This is a genomic window from Testudinibacter sp. P27/CKL/0425 (assembly GCF_052931395.1).
Genome location: NZ_CM128801.1, coordinates 2,179,623 through 2,194,355 on the forward strand (window position 1 = coordinate 2,179,623; position 14,733 = coordinate 2,194,355).

A 14,733-nucleotide genomic window follows, 5' to 3' on the forward strand; every position below is an offset into this window, starting at 1 on the left:
TTTATTCCTGATCATTTTTTTGTTGTAAACGTTGCAACGCTTGCTGTAATTGCCGACGTGAAATTTTAAGCTGCGTCGGGTCGTTTTGCTCCGGCAGCGGATAATAAGCAACCGGTTGTTTAAAACGTTCGACTTTATCTTGCAACCAGCACCGCACTTGCGACGCCAATTCGGCTGAAAACGGTTGCGAACAGCGCAGCAGCGCGACCGGTCGGGCGCCAAACTCAACGTCCGGCTGCGGCAATACCACCGCTTGTTCGATTAACGGATGCCGCAACAGCTGCGCTTCGAGCTCTTCCGGCTGAATATTTTCGCCGCCGGAAATAAACAGATTATCGATCCGCCCCAAAACTTGCAGTTCGCCGTTTTGCCATTCGCCTCGATCCTTAGTCTGATACCAGCCCGCAGAGTTCAATAATGAGACAATTTTTCCATTCTGCCAATAGCCGTGTGCCAGCCCCGCGCCACGCACCCAAATTTCCCCCGCCTGCAACGTCAGCTCGCGCCCTTGCAGCAACCGTACTTCAGGTTGCTGCGGATCGTTTTTGCGTACATAAACGGTAGACGCCATTTCGGTCATACCGTAGCCGCTGAACGTGGTTAAACCGACCATTTGTGCGCATTCGCACAACGCGCGTTCAATCGGCGCGCCGCCCAATAAAATCGCTTCGGTTTTACTGGCTTGAACCGCACTTTGCCCAGTGTGCGTTAAATAATCCAGATAGCGTTGCAGTTGAGTCGGCACGAGTGAGGCATGGCTGGTTTGCTGGATTGCCGCATAAAAATCCTCGCCGCTGAAATGCAGGCACGCGCCGCTACTCAGCCAACGCCAGATAATGCCTTGCCCGGAAACATGATATAACGGCAATGACAGCAGCCATGATTTCTGTGAATCAAACCGCAGAAACGCATTCACCCCCAACGCATTTTGCCAATGCGCAGGTAGATTGTGCACCACCGCTTTCGGATCGCCGCTTGAACCGGAAGTCAGCGTCATGGTGTATGCCCGCTGCCATGCGCGTGGCGAAGTGCGGTTAGCGCACGAGAGATCTCGCACTTGAACCGCACTTGGCTGTAAACGAAGTGCATCACAATTCAGTGAACTGCTTGCCAGATAAAACTTCAGCTGATTTTGTTGCAAAATCCGTGCGATTTTTTCAGACGGAAATTGCGGATTGATCACCATCACCCGCGCCCCAAGCGATAGTCCCGCCAGATAACACAGCAGCAGCTGCAAACTGTTTTTGCCGACAAGCCCGATGCCGTCCTCGGCTTGCAAACCTTGCGCCGCGAATTGATCCGCCAGCTGATCCACCGCCGAAAAAACCTGTTGCCAGCTCAGTTCAAGTGCGGTTTCAGCGGCGGGATTCGCAGTGACGAGAGACGACAAAAGCAAGTCAACGTCGCTGCGCTCACTTGCTTTTTCTAGGGGGTAAAAAATAGCGCAGCGCTTTGTTTGGCTCAATTGTGCGAGCGCTACGGCAATTCGATTCATCATCAATTAGGCAGAAAAGTAGGTTCTCACTTCCGCAACCAGTTCGTCCGGCAGGTGCATTGAAGTCATCGCCCCCTCCAACATCAGCATTTTGCGCTGGCTGTTAGTGTTGGTGATCACCCAATACGGCGTTTCCGGAATCTGTTTCGGCTTGGTATGGTTACCCGCTTGCAGCAAGGTGGCTTCATCACGCGCAAAGTAAACACGGGTGCGCCCTTGCAGCGATTCGGTCGCTTGCGCAAAACTTTCCGGATTGGCACGGTAAAGTGCGGTTAAAATCATTAAAAAACGCACCACGCCTTTGCTTTCTTGTTGAAAAGCGTCCGATTGCAGCACGTTGTTTAAGCGGTTGATCACCATTTGGATCGCTTCCTGTGACTGTTTTTTCGGCGCCGGCGCAGGTTCTGCTTTTTCATGGTTCACCGCACTGGCTGTCGGCTGCTGGCTGTCGGCATCCGCTTTTGGACCGGCTTCACTGACGCTGTTGAGCTCTTTTGCCACGATTTTCGGAGGGGAGAAGCTCAGCAGACGGCGCAAAATATCAGAGGCGCTTTCTCCAATGGATTGCGTATTGGCGGCAATATACTGATAAAGTTCTTCATCTACTTCTATTATTTTCATTATTCTCTCCTTCTTCTCCGGCGGCTGTATGGTGTTTGAGTCGCATTTATCGGCGATTTCCCTGCGCGATTCAACAGACAGCTTGATTCAATTACTAATTTGGCACATTATACCGATTTCGGCAACATTAATCATCAACATTCAAACCAACACGCCGCGAGCCAACATGACAACAGAAAATCAATCCGAGCCGTTATTAAACTATCAATTTGAACTTGCGGCAACGAACCGCACTTCGCAGCCGACACTGGTGTTTTTACACGGGCTGTTCGGCGACATGAACAACTTGGGCGTGATTGCGCGTGCATATCGCGAGCAATTTCCGATTTTGCGTGTAGATCTGCGCAATCACGGGCAATCATTTCACAGCGATCAAATGAATTATCCGCTGATGGCAAACGATGTGATTCGGCTGTTGGATCATCTGCAGTTAGACAAGGTGATTTTGATCGGACATTCAATGGGCGGGAAAACCGCGATGCAAGTCGCCGCCCAAATTCCGCAGCGAGTAGAAAAATTGGTGGTGTTGGACATTGCGCCGGTTGCCTACGGCGAGCATCACCACGACGACGTTTTCGCCGCGCTGTTGGCGGTGCAAGCCGAGCGCCCGAGCAGCCGCCAACTGGCAAAACCAATTTTAAACCGCTATATTCAATCGGAAGGCGTGCAACAATTTATGCTGAAATCATTTTCGCCGAAACATGAACAATCGTTTTTATTTAACCTGACCGCACTTTATCAAAATTACCCGCAAGTAATGGATTGGCAACCGATTGATTGCGACATTCCGACGCTGTTTATCAAAGGCGGCAAATCCAACTACATTTTGGCAGAGCATCGCGAAACGATTTTGAAGCAATTGCCGAACGCCACTTCGTTTCTGATTGCACAGGGTTCGCACTGGATTCATGCCGATAATCCAAGTGCGGTGATTGGCGCGATTAATCGCTTTATGGATCTGGACGGAATGACGAATTAAGCCGCGTTTGGGCGATTTATCTTTAAAAGAAATTATGCTATAGTTCGCGGACTTTAGCTTATCATTCTCAATTAGGTTTTTAACGACAGGTTTATGGCAAAACAAGAAGCGGATTGCATTACACTGGATTTATTCCACAATCTTCCCAAAGTCGGACGGCCAAAAACCAATCCCCTCAGTCGGGAACAGCAGGCACGCATTAATAAGCGCAATCAGCTGCGCCGAGATCGCGCCTCCGGGCTGAAACGAGTCGAGTTGAAACTGCACACCGATTTGATCGAACGGCTGCAAACCTTAGCCGAACAACAGCAGATCAATCGGGCGCAATTGATTGAGACGATACTGACCGAATATTTAGCAACAGCAGAACAACAAAAATAGGATATAAAACATGGCACTTGTTGGTTTATTTTATGGTAGCGACACCGGCAATACTGAAAATATCGCAAAAATGATCCAAAAGAAATTGGGCGACAATCTTGTCGATATTCGTGATATTGCCAAAAGCAGCAAAGAAGATATCGAAGCCTACGATTTTATTTTAATCGGCATTCCGACTTGGTATTACGGCGAAGCGCAAGCCGACTGGGATGACTTCTTCCCGACCTTGGAAGAGATCGACTTCACCGATAAAATCGTCGGTATTTTTGGCTGCGGCGATCAGGAAGACTACGCCGAATATTTCTGTGACGCGATGGGCACGGTGCGCAATATCATCGAACCACACGGCGCAACCATTGTCGGGCACTGCTCAACCGAAGGCTACAGCTTCGAGGCTTCGCAAGCATTGGTTGACGGCAACACCTTTGTCGGCTTGTGTATCGACGAAGATCGCCAGCCGGAGCTGACCGAACAACGTGTCAGCGCGTGGGTTAAACAAATTTACGATGAAATGTATTTGGCAGAGCTGGTTTAATAGCTAAAAACTATCGGAAGTATTTTAAACCACTATTTGCAATTGAGAAGTATTCCACATAGAATATAAGGAATAAAATTGAAAATAATTGACATTATTATGTTATAATTCTGTTAAATTCAATCGTCAACAGTAGGTCAACACGAGGTTAATATGTCCGAAGAGAACATGAAACTATTAAAAAAAGCCGGTTTGAAAATCACCGAACCGCGTTTAAAAATTTTGGCGTTGATGCAAAGCAATCACAACACCGAATATCAACATTTCTCTGCAGAAGACATCTATAAAATGCTGTTGGAACAAGGAGAAGAAATCGGCTTGGCAACGGTTTATCGTGTGTTAAATCAATTCGATGAAGCCGATATTCTGACCCGTCATAACTTTGAAGGCAATAAATCGGTGTTTGAACTGGCGCCGACCGATCACCACGATCACATCATCTGCATGGACTGCGGCAAAGTGATCGAATTCAGCGACGATGTGATCGAAAAACGCCAAAAAGAGATCAGTAAAGAGTTTGGGATCCAACTGGAAAACCATAGCTTGTATCTGTACGGCAAATGCAACAACATCAAAAATTGCGACGAGCCGAATAAGAAATAAACCTATCCAAACCGCACTTCAAGTGCGGTTTTTTACTTTTACAGCTTGCTTTCCTACTTGTGCTTCACTGTCAGCATATAATTGCTATTGACATCCTGATTCAGCCAAAACTTACCGCTGAGCGGATTATAGTGGTAGCCGACCATATCCGGACAATTTAACTCCGCCGCATCGCACCAATCCAGCAGCTCCGCCGGCTTGATGAATTTTTCATAATCGTGAGTGCCTTTCGGCAACATTTTCAGCAAATATTCCGCCCCGAGTACTACCAACGCCCACGCTTTCAACGTGCGGTTAATCGTAGAGAAAATCAACACGCCGTTCGGTTTCAACAAAGCACGGCAACTTGCCACTACCGCACTTGGGTTCGGCACGTGTTCCAGCATTTCCATACAGGTGATCACATCAAATTTTTCGTCTTGATTTTGTTCCAATTGCGCTAAAAAGGCTTCGATTGTGGTCTGTTGATAGTCGATCTGTAAGTCGTTTTGCGCGGCGTGTTCGCGCGCAATTTGCAACGGCTGCGGCGACATATCAATCCCAACCACATTCGCCCCTTGGCGCGCCATGCTTTCCGACAAAATCCCGCCGCCACAGCCGACGTCCAACACCCGCTTACCGAACAGCCCGTCGGCTTGGCGCAGGATATACTCCAAGCGCAGCGGATTTAAGCGGTGAATCGGCTTGAAATCCCCTTCCGGATCCCACCAGCTCTGCGCCATTTTGGCAAATTTTTCTATTTCTTGTTGATCGACGTTTTGCATTGAGTCTGCCTATTAATTTTGATGTGAATACCGCACTTTCGCCTAATTCGCTGCTTTGCCGAAGCGCCGGAACAGACTTTTTATTATGCAGAATTCCTGTTGAAAATTCACTATAAAAATTAGGGAAAGGGGCGGTTTTGTGCTATAATTCGCCCACTTTTGATTAATGATTTTGCGCAAGTTTGTGCTTGGCGAAAAATCGTTTTTTGAGCTTTACATTCAGTCAATTAGGAAAACTTTGAATGAGCGAATTAGCAACAGATATCACGCCAGTCAACATTGAAGAAGAACTTAAATCCTCCTATCTCGATTATGCGATGTCGGTGATTGTTGGCCGTGCATTGCCTGATGTGCGTGATGGTTTAAAACCTGTGCATCGTCGCGTGCTTTTTGCGATGGGCGTTGGCGGCAACGACTACAACAAACCCTACCGTAAATCAGCACGTATTGTCGGGGAAGTGATCGGTAAATATCACCCACACGGTGATAGTGCGGTTTATGATACGTTGGTGCGTATGGCGCAGCCGTTCTCATTGCGTTACCCTTTGGTTGACGGGCAAGGCAACTTCGGTTCAGTTGACGGCGACTCCCCTGCGGCAATGCGTTATACCGAAGCACGCATGACCAAAATCGCCCATTCGCTGTTGGCTGATCTTGACAAAGAAACCGTCAATTTCCTGCCGAACTATGACGGTTCGGAATTGATTCCTGAAGTGCTGCCGACCCGTGTACCGGCGTTGTTGGTCAACGGTTCAAGCGGTATTGCCGTCGGTATGGCGACCAATATTCCGCCGCATAATTTAGGCGAAGTGATCGACGGCTGTTTAGCGTATATCGACAATAGCGATATTACCATTGATGAGCTGATGACTTACATTCCCGGCCCCGACTTCCCGACTGCGGCGATTATCAATGGTCGCAAAGGGATTGAAGACGCGTATAAAACCGGACGCGGCAAAATCTATGTGCGTGCCCGTGCCGAAGTGGAGACCGATGCCAAAGGCAAAGAAACCATTATCGTGCATGAAATTCCGTATCAGGTGAACAAAGCCCGTTTGATCGAAAAAATCGCTGATTTGGTGAAAGAGAAAAAAATCGAAGGCATCAGCGCACTGCGTGACGAATCCGACAAAGACGGTATGCGGATTGTGATTGAAATCAAACGTGATGCCGTCGGCGAAGTGGTGTTAAACAATCTCTATTCCCTGACACAATTGCAAGTAACATTTGGGATCAACACCGTAGCATTGGATCACGGGCAACCGAAACTGCTGAACTTAAAACAGTTAATCGAAGCCTTTGTGCTGCACCGCCGTGAAGTGGTAACCCGCCGCACTGTGTTTGAACTGCGCAAAGCCCGTGAGCGTGCGCATATTTTAGAAGGCTTAGCGATTGCGTTAGCCAATATTGATCCGGTGATCGAACTGGTTCGCCAAGCACCGACACCGGCTGCGGCGAAAGAAGGCTTGTTATCGCAAGCATGGCAGCTGGGTAATGTCGCCGCAATGTTGGAGGCCACCGGCGTTGACGCTGCTCGCCCTGAAGAGTTAGCGCCGGAATACGGCATTCGTGATAATGCCTATTACCTCACGGAAGTACAAGCACAAGCGATTTTAGACTTGCGTTTACACCGCTTAACAGGCTTGGCGCACGATGAATTGCTAAATGAATACAAAGAAAAATTGGTGATTATCGGCGGTTTACTGCATATTTTGCACAGCCCTGAACGCTTAATGGAAGTGATTCGTGAAGAGTTAAACGAGATCAGACAACAATTTAACGATCCGCGCCGCACGGAAATCACCGCCAGCTCGGCGGATATTAACTTGGAAGATCTGATTGCACCTGAAGATGTGGTGGTCACGCTTTCCCATGAAGGTTATGTGAAATACCAACCGCTTTCAGACTATGAAGCGCAACGCCGTGGCGGTAAAGGCAAATCTGCCACCAAAATGAAAGAAGAAGACTTTATCGAACGTTTGTTGGTTGCCAACACCCACGATACCATTCTCTGCTTCTCGAGCCGTGGGCGTTTGTACTGGTTGCGGGTGTTCCAGCTGCCGCAAGCCAGCCGTGGCGCACGTGGCCGCCCGATTGTTAATATTCTGCCGTTGCAGCCTGATGAGCGGATCACCGCGATTCTGCCGGTTGCCGAATATGCCGAAAATAAATTTATCTTTATGGCAACCGCTAGCGGTACGGTGAAGAAAACCGCACTGACCGAGTTCAGCCGCCCACGCGCCAGCGGATTGATTGCGATTAATCTGCGTGATAACGATGAGTTGATCGGCGTTGATATTACTGAGGGCGATAACGAAATTATGCTGTTCTCTTCACAAGGGCGTGTGGTGCGCTTCAGTGAAGAAGCCGTTCGCCCGATGGGACGGACAGCGACTGGCGTGCGCGGTATTCGTTTGGCATTAACCAATGATCTGAATGCCGATGAAAACGACAACGATGACAGCAGCACTGACGATTTGGATACCGCACTTGACCTGAATATCGACAAAGTGGTGTCATTGGTCGTGCCGAAAAATGACGGTGCAATTTTGACCGCCACCCAAAACGGCTATGGTAAACGTACACTGTTGGCGGAATACCCAACCAAATCCCGCAACACCAAAGGGGTTATCTCGATTAAAGTGAGCGAGCGCAACGGCAAAGTGGTTGCCGCGGTGCAGGTGGAAGACAGCGATCAAATCATGTTGATCACCGATGCCGGCACACTGGTGCGCACTCGCGTGAGCGAAGTTAGCACGGTTGGGCGTAACACCCAAGGCGTGCGTTTAATCCGCACCGCTGAAGATGAGCAAGTGGTCGGTCTGGAAAAAATCTGTGATTTAGACGACGATGAAGAGAACGGTGAAACTGAAATAGTGAGCGAAAGCGAAGCCTAATTTCCGTTCTGCATAAACAAGGCGCAGGTTGTTACTCAACTTGCGCCTTTTTTGCCTACTATGCCGCCCCTTTTTTAGCTCAACGGTTAATCAACCGCTTAGGGTGGATCACATTGTCCGTGATTTCCGCCATGCCTAAGAATTGCTGCTCCGCGCCGTACAACCGCACTTGCCCTTGTAATTGCTGCGGATTGTCAAATCGAACCCGCCGTCCGAAACCAATGTCGGTGGTTTGTTCGACGTTCAACTCCAGTTTCGGCAAATTGCTGACCGCGGTATCCATCGGCAACAGATGCTGATCCAGTAGCGCCAAATCCTGCTGTTCGGCAAGCTGTTGCAGTTGTTCCAGCGTCAGCATTTTTTCGGTCGGATAACCGGCAACCGCACTTCGGCGCAGCACGGTGACGTGTGCGCCACAGCCTAGATATTCGCCCAAATCATCGACGAGGGTACGAATATAAGTGCCTTTTGAACAATGAACTTCCAAGGTCAAAAATAGCGCTTGATAGTCGATAAATTCCAGTTCAAAAATGGTGATCGGGCGTGCTTCGCGTTCTACCGTGATCCCGGCGCGGGCATATTCATACAGCGGCTTGCCTTGATGTTTCAATGCGGAAAACATCGTCGGCACCTGCATCAAATTACCACGAAAGTGCGGTAGCGCCGCCAGAATCTCATCTAAACCGCACTTCACCGCTTTGCTGGCAACAACTTGCCCTTCGGCGTCAGAAGTATCGGTGCGTTCGCCCAGTTTTGCAGTCACGCGATAACGCTTATCGGCGTCCAGCAAAAACTGGGAAAATTTAGTCGCTTCGCCTAAACAAATCGGCAACATCCCGGTTGCCAGCGGATCAAGGGCGCCGGTGTGGCCCGCTTTATTAGCTTGATATAAGCGTTTGACTTTTTGTAATAAATCGTTGGAACTAAAGCCTTGCGGTTTATCCAGCAATACCACACCGTCAATGTCGCGCCCACCTTTTCTTGGTTTAGACACGCTGTTTCCTATTGCTCGCTCTATTCGTCATCTTTGTGTTTGGCTTTGTCTTCATTCAGCACTTTGCTGACTAAATTCGACATTCGCATACCTTCCACCAATGAATTGTCATATTCAAAACGTAATTCAGGCACAATTCGCAGCCGCATTGCTTTGCCGAGCAATGAACGAATATAACCGGACGCTTTTTCTAAACCGTCCATACCTTGTTTCACCGCTTGCTCGTCTTGATCGAACAAGAAAGTAACAAATACTTTGGCATAAACCAAATCGCGCGACAATTCCACGTCCGACACGGTCACCATGCCGATACGCGGATCTTTGACTTCACGTTGTAAAATCACGGCGATCTCTTTTTTTATCTCTTGTGCCACTCGCTGTGAGCGATTAAATTCTCTAGCCATATTATTTCCTATTTTCATTATGTTGCGTCGTTAAGCATGATACCGCACTTTATAAACAAAAGGCGATCTGATGACCGCCTTTCGTATGTGATTAAATCGTGCGCTTAATCTCGACGGTTTCAAACACCTCGATTTGATCGCCGACACGAACATCGTTGTAGTTTTTAACCCCGATCCCGCACTCCATGCCGTTACGCACTTCGTTCACGTCATCTTTAAAGCGGCGCAGTGATTCCAGCTCGCCTTCATAGATCACCACGTTATCACGCAGTACGCGAATCGGATTGTTACGTTTCACCACACCTTCGGTTACCATACAGCCGGCAATTGCGCCCAGTTTCGGTGAACGGAACACATCGCGCACTTCCGCCAAGCCGATAATCTGCTGTTTGAATTCCGGTGCTAATTTACCGCTCATCGCCGCTTTCACTTCGTTAATCAAGTCATAGATTACGGAGTAATAACGCAGATCGATATTTTCCGCTTCGATAACCCGACGAGCTGAAGCATCGGCACGCACGCTGAAGCCCACCAAAATCGCATTCGAGGCGGCAGCCAAGGTTGCGTCGGTTTCGGAAATCCCGCCCACGCCGGAGCCGACGATTTTCACTTTCACTTCATTGGTTGACAATTCAACCAATGATTGGCAAATCGCTTCGACCGAGCCTTGTACGTCGGCTTTCACCACGATATTCACTTCGGCTACATCGCCTTCGGTCATGTTGGTGAACATATTTTCCAGTTTGGCTTTTTGCTGACGCGCCAGTTTCACTTCACGGAATTTACCTTGACGGTGCAATGCCACTTCGCGCGCTTTTTTCTCATCGCGCACCACAGTCGCTTCGTCACCTGCCGCCGGTACACCGGAAAGGCCTAAAATTTCGACCGGAATCGAAGGGCCGGCTTGTTCAATTTCTTTGCCGTTTTCGTTACGCATCGCACGCACGCGTCCGTATTCCAAGCCGCATAGCACGATATCGCCGCGACGCAATGTGCCCGATTGAATCAACACGGTTGCAACCGGGCCGCGACCTTTATCCAAATAGGATTCGATCACCACACCGCTCGCCATTGCATCGGTTACCGCGGTCAATTCCAATACTTCGGACTGAATCAGAATTGCTTCTAACAAGTCGTCGATGCCCATCCCTTGTTTTGCCGAAACGTGGACGAACTGAGTATCGCCGCCCCATTCTTCGGAAATTACGTCGTATTGCGACAATTCGTTTTTCACCCGATCCGGATCAGCTTCCGGTTTATCAATTTTGTTCACCGCCACCACTAACGGCACTTTTGCCGCTTTGGCGTGTTGAATCGCTTCGATAGTTTGTGGCATCACGCCATCATCAGCTGCCACCACCAATACCACGATGTCGGTCGCTTTCGCACCACGCGCACGCATGGAAGTAAACGCGGCGTGTCCCGGGGTATCCAAGAAGGTGATCATGCCGTTTTCGGTTTCAACGTGGTAAGCACCGATATGCTGGGTGATCCCACCCGCTTCGCCGGATGCGACTTTGGTTTTACGAATGTAATCCAACAACGAGGTTTTACCGTGGTCAACGTGTCCCATAATGGTCACCACCGGCGCACGGGTGACTTCCACCGCGTTGCTATCACGATCGCTTAACAGCGACTCTTCCAGTTCGTTTTCACGGCGCAGCACCACTTTGTGTCCCATTTCTTCCGCAACCAGTTGCGCGGTTTCTTGGTCGATCACTTGGTTAATGGTCGCCATCGCGCCCATGCCCATCATGGTTTTAATCACTTCGGTGGCTTTCACCGCCATTTTTGACGCCAGCTCACCGACAGTAATGGTTTCGCCGATCACCACTTCACGGTTCACCGCTTGGGTCGGTTTGGTAAATTCTTGTTGCAACGAACTGCCACGTTTTTGGTTTTTGCCACCACGGATATTTTTCTGGTTGCGACGGTTAGCTTCACGCTCGGTTTTGTTGGTCTCGTCATCACGTCCGCCTTTTTTGGCTTTATTGATTTTCTTATTACGACCACGACCTTCGGTGCGGCGGGTTTCCTCGTCTTCCGCTTCTTGCGCATAGCGTGAAGTCAGATGCGCATCCACCACAGCCGGTTCGTCTGCTTTAGCAGGCTCTTTGTCGCTTGCCATTTCTGCCAGACGGCGCGCTTCTTCCGCAGCCAAACGGGCTTTTTCTTCCGCTTTTTGTTTTGCTAATTCGTCCGCTTTACGACGCAATTCCGCTTCTTCCGCTTTCAATTTCTCTTTTTCCGGATCGGCTTTTTTGCTTTCAACCGCACTTTGCTCGGTTTTCGCCGCTTTTTGCTGCGCTTCGCGTTTGGCTTTTTCTTCGGCATCACGTTTTACTTGCGCTTCAGCTTCTAGACGCGCTTGCTCTTCCGCTTTTTTCTTTGCTAAATCTTCAGCGGAAGTCGGGTTGATCACCCGTTTTTTACGCACTTCCACCTGAACTTCTTTATTCTTGCCACCGCTGCCGGCAATTTTCAACGTGCTACGTTCTTTTCTTTGCAGCGTTAATTTTTTCGGTTTAACGCCTTCGCCACTCAACGATTTTAATAACTGCCCTTCTTCTTCCAGGCTAATCGGATCGTTCTCGGTTTTTTTGATACCGGCATCCGACAATTGTTTTAATAACTGTTCAAGCGGGGTGCTAATCTCGTTAGCAAGCTGTTTGACTGTTTTACTCATGAATTCCCCCTAAATTTACTCTGCATTGTTGAACCAGCAGATGTTTCTCGCCGCCATAATCAAATCCGCGGCTTTTTCTTCGCTTAATTCTTCAATATCTGACAGATCGTCAATACTTTGTTCCGCCAATTCTTCCAAATCGGTGATGCCTTTCTCGGCAAATTTGAATGCCAAGTGACGATCCATGCCTTCAAGCTCCAACAACTCTTTCTGAATGTTGGCTTGTGATAATTTCTCTTGTTCGGTCAACGCAATGGTGGTCAACGCGTTTTTAGCGCGATCGCGCAACTCTTCGACCAAATCTTCGTCCATGCCGTCGATCTCCAACAGATCTTCAGCCGGCACATACGCGATTTGTTCCAAGGTGCTGAAGCCTTCGTCCACCAGCAGCTCGGCGAAATCTTCATCAATATCCAAATGTTGTACGAACAGGCTTAACGATTTGCCGATTTCCGCTTGGTGTTTCTGCGCCAACTCCTCGGTGGTCATCACATTCAGTGTCCAACCGGTTAATTGTGTGGCAAGACGCACGTTTTGACCGTTACGCCCGATCGCCTGCGCCAAATTGCCTGCTTCAACCGCAATATCCATTGAGTGTTTGTCTTCGTCAACCACGATAGAGCTGACATCTGCCGGCGCCATTGCGTTAATCACAAACTGCGCCGGATTGTCGTCCCACAATACGATATCTACACGCTCACCGCCCAATTCGTTGGTGATCGCCTGTACGCGCGCACCGCGCATCCCAACACACGCACCCACCGGATCAATACGACGGTCGTTGCTTTTCACGGCAATTTTGGCTCGAGAACCCGGATCGCGCGCCGCGCCTTTGATTTCAATCAGCTCTTCGCCGATTTCCGGCACTTCGATGCGGAACAGTTCAATAATCATTTCCGGCTTCGCACGGGTAACAAACAGTTGCGCCCCTTTGGATTCCGGCTTGATTTGATACAACACGCCGCGCACACGGTCGCCCGGGCGGAAATTTTCGCGTGGTAACATATCTTCACGCACAATCACCGCTTCCGCTTGATTGCCCAAATCCAGCTGAATCGTCTCACGGCTGACTTTTTTCACCACGCCGGTCACGATTTCGCCTTCTTGTCCGCGGAATTGTTCCAACACTTTGTTGCGCTCGGCTTCACGGATTTTGCTGCTGATCACCTGGCGTGCAGTTTGCATCGTAATACGGTCAAAAGCGATCGATTCGATTTCATCTTCGATAAATTCACCCAGTTGAATTTCCGGCTCTTCATAGCGGGCAGCGTCCAACGTAATTTCTTTGGTCGGCGCAGTCACTTCCTCCACCACTAACCAGCGGCGGAAGGTTTCAAAATCACCGGTTTTGCGATCGATCACCACACGAACATCAATATCCATTTCATGTTTTTTCTTGGTTGAAATTGCCAACGCATTTTCCAACGCTTCAAAAATCTTTTCACGCGGTAATAATCTTTCGTTTGATACGGCTTCTGCCGCCATTAAAATTTCTTTACTCATTTTTGCCTCTACTCTGCATAACACGGCATTTGCGATCCGCTGCCATGTCTAAAATTAATCTTAAAATTGATAAATAATATTGCCTTTTTGAATGTTGCCGAATGCAAACACTTGCGGATTGTCGTCAACCAGCAGGGTGATCATGTCACCTTCAACACTTTCCAGCTTGCCGCTCCACTTGCGGCGATCTAACACCGGCACGCGCAAATGAATCGTCACTTGCTGCCCGATAAAACGTTGGTAATGTTCCAAAGTAAACAGCGGTCTGTCCAAGCCCGGCGAGGAGACTTCCAGGTTATATTTATCGGCGATCGGATCTTCAACGTCCATAATCGCACTGACTTCGCGGCTGACATCGGCGCAATCGTCCACACTTACCCCGCCTTGTTTATCAATATAAACTCGCACGGTTAAAAAGCGCCCGCTGCGTTGACATTCGATGCCGACTAATTCGCAGCCCAGTGCGTCGATTGAATCCTGCACCAGTTCCTGTATTTTTTGTTCCAACGTTGCCAAGACAACCCCCAATTTACTCGATACAATGAAAAATAAGATATAAAAAAAGGGCTGATAGCCCATTTTAAAATTGTCTAGCTCAGGCTAAACAGTCAAAATTCGTACACAAAAAAACCCCATATCGGGGCTTTATAGGCTAGAACCGGAAGCTCATCTTTTTTGTTTCAAAACAGCTAAAACAAAGCACCCGTTGCATTTTGGCTTAATATTAAATCTATAAAAAATCACAGATTTAATTGGTTGCGGGGGCTGGATTTGAACCAACGACCTTCGGGTTATGAGCCCGACGAGCTACCAAGCTGCTCCACCCCGCGTCCGAAATATGCGCGTATTGTAATGAGTTCAACGGCAAATA

13 protein-coding genes and 1 tRNA gene are annotated in these 14,733 nt (G+C 48.8%); 5 read left to right on the forward strand and 9 right to left on the reverse strand.

Annotated features, from left to right (window positions below; translation table 11 throughout):
* Window position 1 precedes the first annotated feature (1 nt).
* On the reverse strand, window positions 2-1,390 hold the full coding sequence (menE, locus tag ACUHGC_RS10790) for an o-succinylbenzoate--CoA ligase (protein WP_446833306.1): 1,389 nt from the start codon (window positions 1,388-1,390) through the stop codon (window positions 2-4).
* Between the two features lie 111 nt (window positions 1,391-1,501).
* On the reverse strand, window positions 1,502-2,116 hold the full coding sequence (gene seqA / locus ACUHGC_RS10795) for a replication initiation negative regulator SeqA (protein ID WP_446833307.1): 615 nt from the start codon (window positions 2,114-2,116) through the stop codon (window positions 1,502-1,504).
* 166 nt (window positions 2,117-2,282) lie between these two features.
* Here seqA and ACUHGC_RS10800 point away from each other — a divergent pair, with 166 nt between their 5' ends.
* The 4 genes from ACUHGC_RS10800 to fur all read left to right on the forward strand — a co-directional run bounded on the left by ACUHGC_RS10800 (window position 2,283) and on the right by fur (window position 4,614).
* Window positions 2,283-3,095 carry an alpha/beta fold hydrolase gene (locus tag ACUHGC_RS10800; protein ID WP_446834893.1) on the forward strand — a complete coding sequence of 271 codons (813 nt, stop codon included), beginning with the start codon at window positions 2,283-2,285 and terminating at the stop codon, window positions 3,093-3,095.
* A 93-nt stretch (window positions 3,096-3,188) separates the two neighbouring features.
* Window positions 3,189-3,476 carry a LexA regulated protein gene (ybfE, locus tag ACUHGC_RS10805; RefSeq protein WP_446833308.1) on the forward strand — a complete coding sequence of 96 codons (288 nt, stop codon included), beginning with the start codon at window positions 3,189-3,191 and terminating at the stop codon, window positions 3,474-3,476.
* Between the two features lie 10 nt (window positions 3,477-3,486).
* A complete protein-coding gene (gene fldA, locus ACUHGC_RS10810) occupies window positions 3,487-4,011 on the forward strand; it encodes a flavodoxin FldA (protein ID WP_446833309.1) in 525 nt (174 codons plus the stop codon).
* A 153-nt stretch (window positions 4,012-4,164) separates the two neighbouring features.
* A complete protein-coding gene (fur, locus tag ACUHGC_RS10815) occupies window positions 4,165-4,614 on the forward strand; it encodes a ferric iron uptake transcriptional regulator (RefSeq protein WP_446833310.1) in 450 nt (149 codons plus the stop codon).
* A gap of 53 nt (window positions 4,615-4,667) precedes the next feature.
* Here fur and ubiG read toward each other — a convergent pair whose 3' ends face one another.
* Window positions 4,668-5,378 (reverse strand): bifunctional 2-polyprenyl-6-hydroxyphenol methylase/3-demethylubiquinol 3-O-methyltransferase UbiG, encoded by a 711-nt coding sequence (gene ubiG, locus ACUHGC_RS10820; protein ID WP_446833311.1) that lies wholly within the window; start codon window positions 5,376-5,378, stop codon window positions 4,668-4,670.
* Between the two features lie 242 nt (window positions 5,379-5,620).
* Here ubiG and gyrA point away from each other — a divergent pair, with 242 nt between their 5' ends.
* Complete coding sequence (gene gyrA / locus ACUHGC_RS10825) at window positions 5,621-8,275, forward strand: DNA topoisomerase (ATP-hydrolyzing) subunit A (RefSeq protein ID WP_446833312.1); 2,655 nt, start codon at window positions 5,621-5,623, stop codon at window positions 8,273-8,275.
* Window positions 8,276-8,354: 79 nt separating this feature from the next.
* On the opposite strand, the gene truB is transcribed toward gyrA, so the two are convergent.
* From truB to ACUHGC_RS10855, 6 genes are all read right to left on the reverse strand, one after another.
* Window positions 8,355-9,269: a tRNA pseudouridine(55) synthase TruB gene (truB, locus tag ACUHGC_RS10830; protein ID WP_446833313.1), complete on the reverse strand. Its 915-nt coding sequence runs from the start codon at window positions 9,267-9,269 to the stop codon at window positions 8,355-8,357.
* 20 nt (window positions 9,270-9,289) lie between these two features.
* The gene (gene rbfA / locus ACUHGC_RS10835) at window positions 9,290-9,673 is read right to left on the reverse strand and encodes a 30S ribosome-binding factor RbfA (RefSeq protein WP_446833314.1); all 384 of its coding nucleotides are present in this window, start codon (window positions 9,671-9,673) and stop codon (window positions 9,290-9,292) included.
* Window positions 9,674-9,764: 91 nt separating this feature from the next.
* On the reverse strand, window positions 9,765-12,359 hold the full coding sequence (gene infB, locus ACUHGC_RS10840; protein WP_446833315.1) for a translation initiation factor IF-2: 2,595 nt from the start codon (window positions 12,357-12,359) through the stop codon (window positions 9,765-9,767).
* A 15-nt stretch (window positions 12,360-12,374) separates the two neighbouring features.
* Window positions 12,375-13,862 (reverse strand): transcription termination factor NusA, encoded by a 1,488-nt coding sequence (gene nusA / locus ACUHGC_RS10845; protein ID WP_446833316.1) that lies wholly within the window; start codon window positions 13,860-13,862, stop codon window positions 12,375-12,377.
* Window positions 13,863-13,922: 60 nt separating this feature from the next.
* Window positions 13,923-14,378: a ribosome maturation factor RimP gene (rimP, locus tag ACUHGC_RS10850; protein ID WP_446833317.1), complete on the reverse strand. Its 456-nt coding sequence runs from the start codon at window positions 14,376-14,378 to the stop codon at window positions 13,923-13,925.
* Window positions 14,379-14,615: 237 nt separating this feature from the next.
* Window positions 14,616-14,692 (reverse strand) — tRNA-Met (locus tag ACUHGC_RS10855).
* Window positions 14,693-14,733: the final 41 nt, after the last annotated feature.

Excerpts from the sequence above, each read along its gene's own strand:
- seqA (WP_446833307.1), bottom strand. The coding sequence starts at position 2,116 with ATGAAAATAATAGAAGTAGATGAAGAACTTTATCAGTATATTGCCGCC.
- ACUHGC_RS10800 (WP_446834893.1), top strand. The coding sequence starts at position 2,283 with ATGACAACAGAAAATCAATCCGAGCCGTTATTAAACTATCAATTTGAA.
- ybfE (WP_446833308.1), top strand. The coding sequence starts at position 3,189 with ATGGCAAAACAAGAAGCGGATTGCATTACACTGGATTTATTCCACAAT.
- fldA (WP_446833309.1), top strand. The coding sequence starts at position 3,487 with ATGGCACTTGTTGGTTTATTTTATGGTAGCGACACCGGCAATACTGAA.
- fur (WP_446833310.1), top strand. The coding sequence starts at position 4,165 with ATGTCCGAAGAGAACATGAAACTATTAAAAAAAGCCGGTTTGAAAATC.
- ubiG (WP_446833311.1), bottom strand. The coding sequence starts at position 5,378 with ATGCAAAACGTCGATCAACAAGAAATAGAAAAATTTGCCAAAATGGCG.
- gyrA (WP_446833312.1), top strand. The coding sequence starts at position 5,621 with ATGAGCGAATTAGCAACAGATATCACGCCAGTCAACATTGAAGAAGAA.
- rbfA (WP_446833314.1), bottom strand. The coding sequence starts at position 9,673 with ATGGCTAGAGAATTTAATCGCTCACAGCGAGTGGCACAAGAGATAAAA.
- infB (WP_446833315.1), bottom strand. The coding sequence starts at position 12,359 with ATGAGTAAAACAGTCAAACAGCTTGCTAACGAGATTAGCACCCCGCTT.
- nusA (WP_446833316.1), bottom strand. The coding sequence starts at position 13,862 with ATGAGTAAAGAAATTTTAATGGCGGCAGAAGCCGTATCAAACGAAAGA.